Source organism: Mycobacterium sp. 852002-51961_SCH5331710, from assembly GCF_001665535.1.
Lineage (GTDB): Bacteria > Actinomycetota > Actinomycetes > Mycobacteriales > Mycobacteriaceae > Mycobacterium.
In genome coordinates this window covers 1-12,914 of record NZ_LZSQ01000001.1, presented here as the reverse complement: position 1 = coordinate 12,914, position 12,914 = coordinate 1, and the positions used below count along the sequence as shown (strand labels likewise).

Annotated in this window: 15 protein-coding genes and 1 pseudogene; 7 read left to right on the top strand and 9 right to left on the bottom strand. The window is 68.7% G+C overall.

Going from position 1 to position 12,914, the window contains the following annotated elements:
- Window positions 1-113 precede the first annotated feature (113 nt).
- From A5752_RS00080 to A5752_RS27635, 3 genes are read left to right on the top strand one after another with little or no spacing between them, the layout of a single operon-like run.
- Window positions 114-806, top strand: coding sequence for a potassium channel family protein (locus A5752_RS00080; RefSeq protein WP_067080425.1), 693 nt, complete (start codon window positions 114-116; stop codon window positions 804-806).
- Between the two features lie 55 nt (window positions 807-861).
- Window positions 862-1,866: a PHP domain-containing protein gene (locus A5752_RS00075; protein ID WP_067080162.1), complete on the top strand. Its 1,005-nt coding sequence runs from the start codon at window positions 862-864 to the stop codon at window positions 1,864-1,866.
- 44 nt (window positions 1,867-1,910) lie between these two features.
- Window positions 1,911-2,435, top strand: coding sequence for a hypothetical protein (locus A5752_RS27635; protein WP_067080159.1), 525 nt, complete (start codon window positions 1,911-1,913; stop codon window positions 2,433-2,435).
- Here A5752_RS27635 and dinB read toward each other — a convergent pair.
- Window positions 2,424-3,644 carry a DNA polymerase IV gene (gene dinB / locus A5752_RS00065; protein ID WP_067080156.1) on the bottom strand — a complete coding sequence of 407 codons (1,221 nt, stop codon included), beginning with the start codon at window positions 3,642-3,644 and terminating at the stop codon, window positions 2,424-2,426. The two genes, A5752_RS27635 and dinB, sit on opposite strands and share 12 nt — an antisense overlap.
- A gap of 20 nt (window positions 3,645-3,664) precedes the next feature.
- Complete coding sequence (locus A5752_RS00060; protein ID WP_067080153.1) at window positions 3,665-4,312, bottom strand: TetR/AcrR family transcriptional regulator; 648 nt, start codon at window positions 4,310-4,312, stop codon at window positions 3,665-3,667.
- Between the two features lie 79 nt (window positions 4,313-4,391).
- Between A5752_RS00060 and A5752_RS00055 the strand changes: the two genes are divergently transcribed.
- Window positions 4,392-5,867 (top strand): flavin-containing monooxygenase, encoded by a 1,476-nt coding sequence (locus A5752_RS00055; RefSeq protein WP_067080141.1) that lies wholly within the window; start codon window positions 4,392-4,394, stop codon window positions 5,865-5,867.
- An 85-nt stretch (window positions 5,868-5,952) separates the two neighbouring features.
- Here the strand turns inward: A5752_RS00055 and rraA are convergent, their stop codons facing one another.
- The 7 genes from rraA to A5752_RS00020 all read right to left on the bottom strand — a co-directional run bounded on the left by rraA (window position 5,953) and on the right by A5752_RS00020 (window position 10,387).
- Entirely contained in the window at window positions 5,953-6,432 is a 480-nt protein-coding gene (gene rraA / locus A5752_RS00050; RefSeq protein ID WP_067080138.1) for a ribonuclease E activity regulator RraA, read from the bottom strand.
- A 92-nt stretch (window positions 6,433-6,524) separates the two neighbouring features.
- Window positions 6,525-7,046, bottom strand: coding sequence for a hypothetical protein (locus A5752_RS00045; protein WP_067080135.1), 522 nt, complete (start codon window positions 7,044-7,046; stop codon window positions 6,525-6,527).
- Between the two features lie 91 nt (window positions 7,047-7,137).
- On the bottom strand, window positions 7,138-8,061 hold the full coding sequence (locus tag A5752_RS00040; RefSeq protein WP_231983287.1) for a CopD family protein: 924 nt from the start codon (window positions 8,059-8,061) through the stop codon (window positions 7,138-7,140).
- Window positions 8,058-8,570, bottom strand: coding sequence for a copper resistance CopC family protein (locus A5752_RS00035; protein WP_067080129.1), 513 nt, complete (start codon window positions 8,568-8,570; stop codon window positions 8,058-8,060). Before A5752_RS00035 ends, A5752_RS00040 begins: the two co-directional genes overlap by 4 nt.
- Entirely contained in the window at window positions 8,567-9,175 is a 609-nt protein-coding gene (locus tag A5752_RS00030; RefSeq protein WP_067080126.1) for a YcnI family copper-binding membrane protein, read from the bottom strand. Before A5752_RS00030 ends, A5752_RS00035 begins: the two co-directional genes overlap by 4 nt.
- Before the next feature lie 32 nt (window positions 9,176-9,207).
- A complete protein-coding gene (locus A5752_RS00025; protein ID WP_067080122.1) occupies window positions 9,208-9,723 on the bottom strand; it encodes a hypothetical protein in 516 nt (171 codons plus the stop codon).
- Window positions 9,724-9,730: 7 nt separating this feature from the next.
- Entirely contained in the window at window positions 9,731-10,387 is a 657-nt protein-coding gene (locus A5752_RS00020) for a DUF6474 family protein (protein ID WP_067080120.1), read from the bottom strand.
- A 256-nt stretch (window positions 10,388-10,643) separates the two neighbouring features.
- Here A5752_RS00020 and A5752_RS00015 point away from each other — a divergent pair, with 256 nt between their 5' ends.
- The 3 genes and pseudogenes from A5752_RS00015 to A5752_RS00005 form a co-directional block, all read left to right on the top strand.
- Window positions 10,644-11,135 (top strand): ImmA/IrrE family metallo-endopeptidase, encoded by a 492-nt coding sequence (locus tag A5752_RS00015; protein ID WP_067080118.1) that lies wholly within the window; start codon window positions 10,644-10,646, stop codon window positions 11,133-11,135.
- A complete protein-coding gene (locus A5752_RS00010; RefSeq protein ID WP_067080116.1) occupies window positions 11,132-12,292 on the top strand; it encodes a hypothetical protein in 1,161 nt (386 codons plus the stop codon). The genes A5752_RS00015 and A5752_RS00010 overlap by 4 nt, the downstream gene beginning before the upstream one ends.
- Before the next feature lie 349 nt (window positions 12,293-12,641).
- Window positions 12,642-12,914: pseudogene (locus tag A5752_RS00005) on the top strand (hypothetical protein); the annotation flags it as partial.

The following is a 12,914-nucleotide window of genomic DNA, read 5'->3' as shown; positions in this document are numbered from 1 at the left end:
AGTCTCGCCCGGTAGCTGCGCGCGATGCCGCCGCGATGGGTCACTATGGGTGCGTGATACGGCTCCCCTGGCGGCATTCCGACGCGCCGCAGCGCGTCGAGGAGCGCCAGATGATGCGGGTGGGCATCGCCGGTGCCGGGGCCGTCGGCCGCTCGGTGGCACAGGAGCTGATCGACTACGGCCACAAGGTTCTGTTGATCGAACACAGCGTGCGGCACTACGAACCGCAGTCGGTGCCCGACGCGGAGTGGCTGCTCGCCGACGCGTGCGAGCTGTCAGCGCTGGAGGAGTCCGGGCTGCAGATCTGCGACGTGGTGATCGCGGCGACCGGCGACGACAAGGTGAACCTGACGGCGTCGTTGCTGGCCAAGACGGAGTTCGGCGTCGGTCGCGTGGTGGCTCGGGTGAACGACCTTCGCAACGAGTGGTTGTTCACCGAGGCGTGGGGGGTCGACGTGGCGGTATCGGCGCCGAGCGCACTGGTGGCGGCGATCGAGGGTGCGATCGACATCGGCCATGTGGTGCGGTTGATGCAGTTGCGCCACGGCCAGGTGAGCTTGGCGAAACTGACGCTGCCCGAGGGCGATCCGCTGGTCGGCCGGCGGATGCGCGATCTGCCGCTGCTGGAGAACACGGCGTTGGCGATCATCATCCGCGACAGCGGGATCGTGCTGCCCAAGCCCGACGACGTGCTCGAGGCCGGTGACGAGATGCTGTTCCTCACCGGCGGGTCGACGCACGGCGAGGTCGCGGCGCTGGTACACGGGGCGATGCAGGCAACGCCCGCCAAAGCACCCGAGAGCTGACCCTTGCGTCTGAGCGTGATCGATCGCCTCGGAGCAAAGCGGGCACACTGGAGTGATGGACCCCGTCATCGCCCTTCGGCAGATCGCCTATTACAAGGACCGCGCGCGCGAAGACCCGCGCCGGGTGATGGCCTACCGCAATGCAGCCGACATCGTCGAAGCGCTGTCCGATGCCGAACGCGACCGCCACGGCACCGCGAACAGTTGGCAGTCGCTACCGGGCATCGGCCCCAAGACCGCGAAGGTCATCGCGCAGGCATGGGCCGGACGTGAGCCCGATGTACTGGTCGAACTGCGTTCCAACGCCAAGGATCTCGGCGGTGGGGACATCCGGTCAGCGCTGCGGGGCGATCTGCACGTGCACTCGAACTGGTCGGACGGGTCGGCCCCGATCGAGGAAATGATGACGGCGGCAAGGGATCTCGGTCATGAGTACTGCGCGCTGACCGATCATTCACCCCGGCTGAGGATCGCCAACGGCCTGTCGCCCGACAGGCTGCGTCAGCAGCTCGACGTCATCGACGAGTTGCGCGAGACGGTCGCGCCGCTGCGGATCCTCACCGGCATTGAGGTCGACATCCTCGAGGACGGCTCCCTCGACCAAGAGGAAGAGCTGCTCGAACGGCTCGACATCGTGGTGGCCAGTGTGCACTCGAAGTTGGCGATGGACGCGCCATCGATGACGCGCCGCATGCTCAAGGCCGTCGCCAACCCGCACACCGATGTGCTGGGCCACTGCACCGGCCGGCTGGTCACCGGCGGACGGGGGATGCGGCCGGAATCGAAGTTCGATACCGAAAAGGTGTTCACGGCCTGCCGCGATCACGGCACGGCTGTCGAGATCAACTCCCGTCCCGAACGGCGCGACCCGCCGACCCGGTTGCTCAAGCTCGCGCTGGACATCGGTTGCCTGTTCTCGATCGACACCGATTCACATGCGCCCGGGCAGTTGGAGTTCCTCGGATACGGCGCGCAGCGTGCGCTCGACTCCGAGGTGCCGGTCGACCGCATCGTCAACACGTGGTCCGCCGATCGCCTGTTGGCGTGGGCCGGATCATGAAAATCGTCCGCGGTTAACCGACCCGAACGGGGTACAGGGTGTCTGTGAGACGAAAAATCGGTGAGACGGCCGCGGCGCTCGGCGCACGTGCGGCGGAGCTCGCGAGCGCCGCGGGCGAGACGGCCGGACGCATCGTGCGTCGCGTCAGTGGAGAGTCAGAAGACCAGGGCACGCCGGCCTCGACGTCGCAGGCAAAGGCGCCGTCCAAGAAGACTCCGGTCAAGACGGCTCCGGCCAAGAAGGCGACCGCGACGAAAGTGGCCGCCAAGAAGGCGCCGGCGAAGAAAGCCCCCGCCAAGAAGGCTCCGGCCAAGAAGGTTCCGGCCAAGAAGACGGTTCCGAAGATGCCCGCCAACAAGGCGGTGTCCAAGGCTCCGGTCGAGAAGGTGACGGCCAAGAAGGCCCCCGCCAAGAAGGCGCGTGCGAAAAAGACTGTGCCGCCGATGAAGTCGGCGAAGACCGGGGCCGCCAATCCGCCGCCGGACCCGCGGCGAGCGGCCAAGAAGGCACAACCCGCCAAGGCGAAGAAGACCCAGCCGCGCAAGGGACGACCCGGTTCAGTCGGGTAGCTGGGGCATCTCGAGGCCAGGGTCCCGGCCCAGCAATACGCCGCGTGTCACCGCCGCATTGCCGTAACGCCGGCGCACCTGGTCGACCGCCTCGTCGACCGCGGTCGTGTCGTGGCTCTCTTCGAAGGGCAGCTCGAGCTGTTGTGCGCCGTCGCGATCGACGTTGGACACCGCGAACCCGATGAGGGTCAGCCCGCGCTCGGCGATCAACGGCGCCGCGGCGGTGACGAGGCCACGCGCGGCATGCAGGATCACCTCCGTCGACGCCGTGGCGCGCGGCATCGTGTGCGAACGCGTGGCACGGCCGAAGTCGTCGAAGCGCAGGCGCAGGACGACGGTGCGCCCGGTCCGGCCGGCCTTGCGCATCCGGCGGGTGATGCGGTCGATCAGGTTGACGACGACGGCGTCGACCTCCTGCGTCGACATCGTGTTGCCGCGGCGACCCAGCGCCCGCTGCGCACCCACGGAGCGACGGCGCACGCCGGTGACCACCCGCCGCCGATCGATGTTGTGCGACAACGCGAACAGCCGGCTGCCCATCGCTCCGCCGACGAGGGAGCCCAGAGTGGACTCGCTCAGCTCGGCGACGTCGGCCACGGTCTCGATGCCGTAGGAGTGCAGCTTCTCCGCGGTCTTCGCCCCGACGCCCCAGAGCCTGCGCACGGGCAGCGGATGCAAGAACGCCAGCTCGCGATCGGGTGGGACCAGCAGCAGCCCGTCGGGTTTGGCTTCCTGGCTGGCGACCTTGGCCAGGAACTTGGTGCGGGCGATGCCGACGGTGATGGGCAGGCCGACCTCGTCGCGGACGCGCTCGCGCAGCCGCGCGGCGATCTCGACCGGGGTTCCCGACACCCGCCACAGACCCGACACGTCGAGGAACGCCTCGTCGACCGAGAGTGGTTCGACCGTGGGGGTGGTGTCACGGAAGACCTCGAAGACCGCGGCGCTGGCCTGTGAGTATGCGTACATCCGCGGAGGCACGACGATCGCGTGGGGGCAGAGGCGGCGTGCCTCGCGCCCGCCCATGGCGGTTCGCACCCCGTAGGCCTTGGCTTCGTAGCTGGCGGCCAACACCACCCCGGCGCCGACGAACACCGGCTTACCGCGCAGCGCCGGGTCGTCCCGCTGTTCGACCGAGGCGTAGAACGAGTCGAGGTCGGCGTGCAGGATGCTCGCCGAGTCGGCCCCGGGACCAGTGGACACGAACATATGTTCGCATCGAGGACCGACTAGTGGCGAGCCTTGCCGTAGATGCTCGTGACCCAGATGTGGGCGAGGGTGTCGACGAGCTGCGCCGGGTCGACGGCCGGCTGCTCGGACGCGAAGGCCGCGAGCATCGTGCGCTCGTTCATCAGGTTCAGCGACGTCGCAAGATCCCGTGCCGGGATGGTCTCGGGCGCCTCACCGCGCGCGCGTTCGGTCTCGATCGACGCGGTGGTGTAGTCGATCCACTTCTGCATGAAGCTCGACCATCGCGTGCGCACGTCGGGGTTGGTGGGCCGGGCGGCCGCACCCGCGAGCGTGACGGCGCGGTGTGACCCGAAGGTGCGGAACAGCGCGTTGATGGCCCGCCAGACCCCGGCGGGATCCACCGCGGTGTCCAAGCCGCCCATCGCGTCGTCGGCGTTGCGGTCGGCCTCGTCGATCACCTGCTCGACGAGCGCGCGGAGCACTGCATCCTTCGACGGAAAGTAGAAGTAGAACGTCGGGCGGGAGATACCAGCGCCCTTGGCCAGGTCGTCCACCGAGATGTCGGCCAGCGAGCGCTCCTCGAGAAGGGCCTCGAGAGTGGAGAGTATTGCCTGCTCACGGTCGTCGCCGGAGGGCCTGCCGGAACGGCGCCCCCGCGGTCCGCGGGACTGACTGACGGTGGTCACAACCCATGACTTTACACGGTGTCGACTTTCTCGACACGCCGTTGACTAAGTCGACAGTGCGTTGATACGCTCCGGTACCATGAGCGAACACCTCGACGTCGTCATCGTTGGAGCAGGGATCTCCGGCATCAGCGCCGCGTGGCACCTGCAGGACCGCTGCCCCGGTAAGAGCTACGCGATCCTGGAGCGCCGGGAGAACCTCGGCGGCACCTGGGACCTGTTCAAGTACCCCGGCATCCGGTCCGACTCGGACATGTTCACGCTGGGCTTCCGGTTCAAGCCGTGGACATCGGAGAAGGCGATCGCCGACGGGCCGTCGATCATGGCGTACCTGAAGGAAACGGTCGCCGAGTACGGCATCGACAAAAACATTCGGTACCGCCACCGAGTGTTGTCGGCGAACTGGTCGGACCAGGACAACCGCTGGACCGTGCGCGTCGACCGCGATGGCGAGGAGGCCGAGATCACCGCGTCCTACCTGTTCGCCGCGAGCGGTTACTACAACTACGACGAGGGTTACACCCCCGAGTTCGTCGGCCGCGACGACTTCGAGGGCACGATCATCCACCCGCAGCACTGGCCCGAAGACCTCGACTACACGGGCAAGAAGATCGTCGTGATCGGCAGCGGCGCCACCGCGGTCACGCTGATTCCGGCACTGGCCAATTCGGGAGCGGGCCACGTGACGATGCTGCAGCGCTCGCCGACCTACATCGGCGCGCTGCCCGACGTCGACCCGTTCGCCGTCCAGACCAAGAAGGCGTTGCCGGAGAAGATGGCGTACGTGCTCAACCGCTGGAAGAGCATTCTGTTCCAGTCGGCGCAGTACCAGATCAGCAGGCGCTTCCCGAATTTCATGCGCAAGCAGCTGATGACGATGGCGCAGCGCCGGCTGCCGGAGGGCTACGACGTGCAGAAGCACTTCGGTCCGCGGTACAACCCGTGGGACGAGCGACTCTGCTTGGCGCCCAACGGGGATCTGTTCAAGACCATCCGCCACGGCAAGGCCGACGTCGTCACCGACACCATCGAGCGTTTCACCAAGACGGGCATCAAGCTCGCTTCCGGTGAGGAGCTGACTGCCGACATCATCATCACCGCAACGGGTTTGAACCTGCAGCTGTTCGGTGGTGCGGCGATCATGCGCAACGGCGAGCCGATCGAGCTGAACGAGACCATGGCCTACAAGGGCATGATGTTGACCCACATGCCGAACATGGCGTTCACGATCGGATACACCAACGCGTCGTGGACGCTGAAGGCCGACCTGGTCTCGGAGTACTTCTGCCGGGTGCTGAACTACATGGACGCCAAGGGATTCGACCGCTTCGAGCCGAAGCATCCCGGTAACACCGTCGACGAGCGTCCGCTGATGGATTTCACGCCCGGATATGTCCTGCGCGCACTGGACTATCTGCCGAAGGCCGGACACGTCACCCCGTGGCGGCTTAAGCAGAACTACCTGCTCGACCTGCGGCTGATCCGTCGTGGCAAGGTCGACGACGAGGCGCTGGAGTTCAGCAAGCACGAAGCGTGGGTGAAAGCTTCGGCCTAGTTCTTCCGCCGAGCAGACGCGAACCTGCCCATTTCTCGCCGAAATGAGGCAGGTTCGCGTCTGTTCGCGGTTGTGGGGGTGGCCGTCAGGGGGCGACGACCACGATGCCGTCGTCGTCGCTGTAGGCGATGTGGCCGGGCTCGAACACGATCCCGCCGAACTCGACCGCGATATCGCGTTCGCCCGCACCGGTTTTCGTGCTCTTCCGCGGATTGGTGCCCAGCGCCTTGATGCCGATGTCGAGGGTGCGCAGTGTCGCGGAGTCGCGGACGGCGCCGTGGATGATCAAACCGGCCCAGCCGTTGTCGACGCCGAGGCCCGCGATGACGTCACCGACCAACGCCGAATGCAGCGACCCGTCGCCGTCGATGACGAGCACCGCGCCGTCACCGGGTTCGGACAACACGGACTTCAGCAAGGCGTTGTCCTGGAAGCACTTCACCGTGACGATGGGTCCGGCGAACTCGGCGCGCCCGCCGAACTGGCGTAATTGCAGATCGCAGCTGCGCACGTCGGGTCCGATGTCGTCGACCAGGTCGGCGGTGGGGCGGGGTTCGATGCTCACCGGTCGATGCTAAGGGAGCGCGCCCTGTCCGGTGCTGGCGAGGGCCAGGGAGATCACCCTCTTCGCGCAGCACTATCGACCCAGACGCCGCGTCAGTCCTCGTCGCCGCCGCGGCGTATCAGCAGCACGACGATGATCGCCAGCACACCCGCCGCGATCGCCACCGCCACCGGCAACCGCGATGGCTCCGGCCCGATCAACGGCGCCGGTTCCGGCCCTGACACCGGGTTGGGCGCGCTGGCGACCGTCGACTTGGCTTGTGCAGCGGCCTCTTTCGCCGCCGACTCGAGGCTGCTGTCCTTGGCGGCCGATTCCGTCGGGGGCGCCGTCTTCGGCGGAGCCTTCTTAGCCGGCTCCTTCCTGGCGGCGGGCGCCTTCTTGGCGGGCGTCTTCTTGGCCGGTGCGGCCTTCTTCGCCGCCTTCTTGGCCGGGGTCTTCTTGGCCGCCTTCTTGGCGGGAGTCTTCTTGGCGGGAGTCTTCTTCGCGGGCGCCGGGGGGATCAGCGGATCCGGCGAGGTGCTCGCCGACTCGGCGGCAGCGGGCTGCGGGGTCGACTCATCCGCCGGTGGTGAGCCCTGCGGCTGTTCGTCGGGTCGGCCCTGCTGGTCTGCCATCGGGCTGCTCCTTTGCAGTGTCTCGGCGCCAGGCCGGCCGAGCGGGCGACCGGCAGTCGAACGGTCCCATCATGCCAGGTTGGATATGGCGCTAACCCGCGACGGCCAGACCGGCCGCCAGCACCAGCGCGACGATCATCAGCGCGGTCTCGACCCGCGCCCTGGTGCGCGACGCCACCGCCGTCGCGCGGTGCGACCGTGCGGCGGGCACCCACATCGTGCGGTTTCGCCAGCCGAGGACGACGAGAGCGACCGTAGCCGCGATCTTGGCCGACAGCAGCCGTCCGTAGCCGGTGGTGTACAGCTCGGCCGGTGCGCCCAACCGGATCGCGGCACCCGCCGCCCCGCCGGCAAGCAGCACCAGCACGCAGACCAGCGACAACTGCGAGAAACGCGGCAGCATCCTGGCCCACTGCCCCCGGTGGTCGACGGTGAGCACCAGAGCGGCCAGCGCTCCGCACCAGAGCGCCGCGGCCAGGGTGTGCACGGTGACCGCGGCACCGCCCAGCGCACTGTCGGCGAAGTGCCCCGTCAGTTGGCGTGCGGCCACCCCGACCGCCACGGCGCCGATCACCACGACGTTCCTCGACGAGGTCCGCGGCGCGGCGAGCGCGGCGAAGCCGACGGCGGCCGCAACCACAACCGCGAGGATGCCCGACCGCCCGGCAGCGGTCGCGGTCGCAAAATTCAGCGTGGTCTGCACGCCGAGCCGAAGCACCGGCAGCCCCGCGGCCTGTGCGGCCTCGACGAGCAACCGGGCCAGCTCGGCCAGCAGCCACACCGCCGAGGTGACGGCGAGCGGTCGCGACGAGCGGACCAGCAGCTCGCCGCGACGACGCTCACCGTCGAGCATCGGCACCACGGCCAGGCCCAGCGCCACGACGCCTGCGCCGTCGGCCAGTGCTCGCACGGCGATCACGGCCAACGACCCGTGCGGATGGGCCAGGGCCCACGCCAGGACCGCCGCGGCGGCCGCCAGCAGCACCCCGGCGGCCACCGTGCGTGCGCGGGTCACGGGCGCCGCCGCACCGCCCACACCGCGCCGGCACCGATGACGACGACGGCGCCCACGAAGAACGGCCACACGGGAACCCCGTCGTCGGCCGAGGTGTCAGCCGGGGCGGCCGCCGGCGGTCCCGGCGTCCCGGTCCCCTGCACACTCAGCTCGAACGACCACGACCCGTTGACCACGTGCCCGTCGGCCGAGGTGGCCCGGTAGTTCACGGTGTACCGCCCGGACGGCCCGAGCGGTCTCACGCCGACACGCAGGACGGCGCCCCGGACCTCCGGCTCACCGGTCGACCACAGGTTGCCGTCGGGGCCGACGACGGTCATCGCGGCGAACTGCGTCTGCATCGCTTCGCTGAACGTCGCCGACACCGACGTCGGCGTCTCCGTCAGTCGGGCGTTCTCGGCCGGGTCCGTGGCGATGCGGGTCGCGTGCGCGGACGCGGTGCCCGCACCGGCCAGCGCCCCTGCGGCCACCCAGGCGATCACGAGCACACCGACGGCAAATCTCCTCATGCCCGCCGCCTCGAAAGCAGCGCCACAGCGAGCGCGATGGCGGCGACGCCCAGCGCTCCGCCGGCGAGCCACCGCGTCCCGGTGTCGGTTGTCGGCGGCGTACCCGTGCTGGTCAACTCCAGCGCCGGCGCCGGGTGCTCGGGTTCGGTGCCGTCGGCTGTCGCGGGCTGGCTCCAGTGCACGACGGTGCCGTCGTCGTAGGTCTGGGTGGCGGGGAAGCTCACCGAGTCGTCGTCGGGGAGTTTGACCGAGGCGCGGAACAACGCGAACTGGTCGGGCGAGATGCCGGTTCCCGGCGCCGCCGTCCAGGTGATGGAGCGGACGGTGCCCGCTGCGGTGTCACGGTCCAGCCGTGCGGTCCACCCCGGCATGACCTCTGTCCGCACCGACGTCAGGTTCGGCAGCTCCACGGTCAATTCCGTTGTGAGGGCACCGGTGTCGGATTCACCGGGGACCCGGAACGTGAGCATTGCGTAGTCGCCGCGGTCCGCGTGGTCTGCATCCACGCGGACGTGGGCCGACGCGGTGCCGGCGAGCGCGATCGTCGACGCCGCTGCGGCGACGGTGATAAGGGCGCGCAGGGGCGCCCTGGTGATGGTTCTCATCGAGTGGGCTTTCTGTGTCGTGGGGAAGTCGATCAGCGGGCGAGGCTGACCGGCGGGCCACGATGAGACACCGACGCGGCGAGAAGCAGCGCGGAGCGAAGCGGTTGTTCGGCACGATGAGTGCTGCAGCGCGCCTGCGGCGGAACCGGTGCGCACACGATCCGCACCGCCACCCGCACCACGCGGGACACCGCCCGGCACAGGCGGTCGCCGGCCGCGATCAGCACTGCACCCACTCCGACGGCCAGCACGTGCGCGGCCAGCATCGTCGTGCTCGGCGGTGCGTGGGTATGCCCGGTGACGCCCAGCAAAATGTGGCCGACGACCTGTCCCGACGCCAAGATCCCCAGCAGCACGGGAATTTCCGAGGCCCGCGAGAGACCCGCGATCAGCGCGCCGATGGTCGCGGCGAGAACGGCCATCGCAACCGTCGCCGCCCCGGTCGGTAACTCGGCACCGCCGTATCCGTGTGCGGCCGCGGCGAGTGTCGCCGTCAGCAGCCCCGAAGCCACGCCACGAAGGCGTGCCGCGAGACCGGTGGGCGACATGGACCGCTCAGCTCACGCCGAGCCGAGCCATCAGGTCGGCGTCGATTCCGTCGAGTTGCTGTTCGATCGAGGTGTGCGCCGCCTTACGTCGTGCCGGCGGCATGTGCTCGGCGGCGGCCACCGCGGCGGACAGGTCGCCGAGCCGCTCGGTGATCGCACCGACGAATTGTTTGGTCTCGGCGTCCTTGGGCTTCTTCTCGGCGACGAGGCGCAACGACTGCTCGGCGCCGGCGATGCGGGCCGACAGCTGGGCGCCGTACCCGTTGAACTGACCGACCTGGCTGAGCGGGACCCCGAGCCGGTCCGCGCGGCGCTGGTCGAGGTAACCGCGTGCGGTGATCGACGCGCGGTAAGCGACCGGCACCACGATCGGGGCGAGCAGCCGCGTCACGGTCAGCACCCGCCGAATCCGGCCGGGGGAGAAGAGCTTGCCTTCGCGGGCGGCCTTCAGTTGCGTCTCGGCGACCTTGAGCGCTGCCCGGTCACTGTCGCGCTGCGCCTTGAGCTGGGCCTTGAGAGCCCTGGTCTCGGAACGGTTGGCGGCCTTGATGCGACGGGCTTCGTTCTTGGCGGCCAGCTTGGCCTCCAGTTTCGCCTTGGCCTTGATCGCGCGGGCCTCGGCCCTGCGGGTGGCGCGGGTTTTGCGTCGCTTGAACAGGCTCATCCCGGCTTGCCTCCCAGTGGTGTTTTCGGCCGCTGACGTCATCGCTGTGCGGGTTGTCGGTGCAGCACAACCCTATCGTTGCGAGCTTGTGGGCTGCGGGCGGCTCGATGCCCGCGGGGCCGCTGCGGTTACGCCTTGGCTGGACCGCGCATTGCGGGCATGCTTGTACAAAACCGCGAGTTCGCGAACTTGAAGCCAAGAAGCCGCCCGTCAAGACGGCGGACAGCGGATAGTGGACTGGTCGGAAGGGGGATCCATGCCAGCTAACCGCCGTGTCACCCGAGCAGTCGGGGCCGTGCTCGAACTGGCGCCGCGGCACGGGGAGGTGTCGCTGACCCGGCTCGTCGAGGCCGTCAGCGAAGACCGCCAACGACGCATCGAGCTCAAGATGGCCGAGCTGCCGCCCGGAGTCTGTGGGCAGTGGCGCCAGTACAACGACCACGACGTCTTCCTGATCCAGAAGGGTCTGCCCGCGTGGGACCGCACGCTGGCCCACGAGCTGGGGCATCTGGTGCTGGGCCACGACGGCATCCCCGTCGCGCAAGCCGCCGAGCAGAGCACGGAGTTCGCCAGCTCCGATCTCATCAGCTACATGCTCAACCAGCGGACCGGTTGTATGGGGCCCGCCGGTGAAGAGGCCGAGCAGGAGGCGGAGGATTTCGCGGCCCTGCTGCTCTACCGCCTCGGCAGGCTGCCGTCGGACCGTTCGTCGATCGTCCAGGTGCGGCTCGGAGAGGCGTTTGGTTGATCGTCTGGGTGATCGCCGGTCTGCTCGGACTGGCCACCGGCCTACGCATCGGGTGGGCGCTGGTCAATAAGCAGAGCCTGGTGAGCACCGCGATGATCCTCGCGTTGGCCAGCCTGGCGTTGATCGCCGCCCTGAACTGGCAGCCGTTGACGCTGCTGATCGACCGGCTCCTGCACTGGCCCAACATCTCGCTGGGCTTGTCCCAGATCGCGCTCGTCGCCTGTGCCGCGGGCAGCTGCGTGATGATCACCTCCGCGTCGTCGGTGCGTAAACCGGCGACGATCCGCCGGATCGCCATGGCGCAGTACGCCGTCGCGGCGGTGATCGCCGTGGTGACGGCGCTGGCGTTCTTCGCCGCGGGACGGCAGCCCGAGATGTCGGCCCAGGAGTTCCTGCAGCGCAATCTGAGCGAGGGCGGGAACTCGTTGCCCTGGCTGCTGCCGCTGCTGTACGTGCTGCTGGCCTTGTCACTGGTCTCCTGGGCGGGACTGCGCTATTCGAATCGCAGCCGCCGTGGCCGGGCGCTGTTCGTGTTCACGCTCGGCATCGTGCTGATCGCGGTCGCGGCCGCCTTCTTCTTCCTGCGCGCCGTGAACCGCAGCGGGCCTGTCGGTGTCGGCGCCGCGGCGACGCTCCTGGGCTGCGCGATGGTGGTCGTCGCCGCGGGATCACTGCTGCCCAGCATCGAGGACTGGTTCGGCGCTCGTCGCGAACTGCGGGCGATTCAACCGATACTCACCGAGCTGGGCCGCAGGCATCCCGACATCGGTATCGGGGTCCGGCCCCGCGGTCCGCTGGTCTTCCGGGTCGCCGAGCGGATGTCGTTGATCTCCGATGCGCTCTACCTGGAAGCCACGGCCGCCGAGTACCGCCGCAAGCTGCGGGTGGACCCCGCCGGCGCGGTGACCGGTGACGAGGCCGAGGACGACGCTGAACTCGAATCGCCGCCCGTTCCGCCGCAGGAACAAGCGAAGGCGATCGCCGAATGGATTTATTCCGGAATCGACGGCACCGCGGAGGATCAGCGCGTCGACTTTCCCGGCCTGGGTTGGCTCAACCAACCCAGCGAGTACTCAGACCGCGAGTGGATTCTGGAGATCGCCGAGCAGTACCGCGCGTTGACCCGCCGCGGTGCCGCGGCGGGTCAAGCAGCGTAGCTGGTCTGGTGGCCGCGCTTCGCCAGCTGGGGCGGGCGTAATCCCTGGTGGCCCCGGTGGTTCGGCCGGTCCCGGCGGCGCGAGCGGCGCGCTGGCTCCGAACGGACCCGGCGGCACAGCCGGACCCGGCGGCGCGAGCGGATGCCTGCCGAACGTCGGCTGCATCAACATCCCCGCCCCGTAATCACTAGCTGGCTACATCTAGCGCCCAGCCACGCGGCGCACGCTTCTAGGTGAGCGTGCGCCGCGTTGCTTTGTGCGGGGACTCATCTCAATTCACTTGTGTCTCTTTGGTTTCAGTGGTCACAATTGGGGTGATCGTGTCGGGGGGTGGGTTTAGCGTCGGGGTGTGGGTTTCGAACATGTGAGCGAAGTGATTGCGGGGATGGCCGCTCAGGCGTCCGCGTTGATCGCCGAGTCGTTCGACACCTTGAGCACTGCTGAGCAGTTGGCGTTGACCGCCCAGTGGGAGACCTTCACGCGACGCCAAGCGATGGTGGGGCACCGGCTGGTCGCCGGGTTGCAGGGCGCGCCGTTGGCGGAGGTGGGTGAGCACAGTGTGGCCGGCGCGTTGACGGTGTTGTTGCGGATCTCCAAGGCTGAGGCGAGTCGGCGGTCTGCT

What these genes read in the sequence shown, in the direction of transcription:
- A5752_RS00080 (WP_067080425.1), top strand. Translation starts at nt 114, where the DNA reads ATGCGGGTGGGCATCGCCGGTGCCGGGGCCGTCGGCCGCTCGGTGGCA.
- A5752_RS00075 (WP_067080162.1), top strand. Translation starts at nt 862, where the DNA reads ATGGACCCCGTCATCGCCCTTCGGCAGATCGCCTATTACAAGGACCGC.
- dinB (WP_067080156.1), bottom strand. Translation starts at nt 3,644, where the DNA reads ATGTTCGTGTCCACTGGTCCCGGGGCCGACTCGGCGAGCATCCTGCAC.
- A5752_RS00055 (WP_067080141.1), top strand. Translation starts at nt 4,392, where the DNA reads ATGAGCGAACACCTCGACGTCGTCATCGTTGGAGCAGGGATCTCCGGC.
- A5752_RS00045 (WP_067080135.1), bottom strand. Translation starts at nt 7,046, where the DNA reads ATGGCAGACCAGCAGGGCCGACCCGACGAACAGCCGCAGGGCTCACCA.
- A5752_RS00035 (WP_067080129.1), bottom strand. Translation starts at nt 8,570, where the DNA reads ATGAGGAGATTTGCCGTCGGTGTGCTCGTGATCGCCTGGGTGGCCGCA.
- A5752_RS00030 (WP_067080126.1), bottom strand. Translation starts at nt 9,175, where the DNA reads ATGAGAACCATCACCAGGGCGCCCCTGCGCGCCCTTATCACCGTCGCC.
- A5752_RS00025 (WP_067080122.1), bottom strand. Translation starts at nt 9,723, where the DNA reads ATGTCGCCCACCGGTCTCGCGGCACGCCTTCGTGGCGTGGCTTCGGGG.
- A5752_RS00020 (WP_067080120.1), bottom strand. Translation starts at nt 10,387, where the DNA reads ATGAGCCTGTTCAAGCGACGCAAAACCCGCGCCACCCGCAGGGCCGAG.
- A5752_RS00015 (WP_067080118.1), top strand. Translation starts at nt 10,644, where the DNA reads ATGCCAGCTAACCGCCGTGTCACCCGAGCAGTCGGGGCCGTGCTCGAA.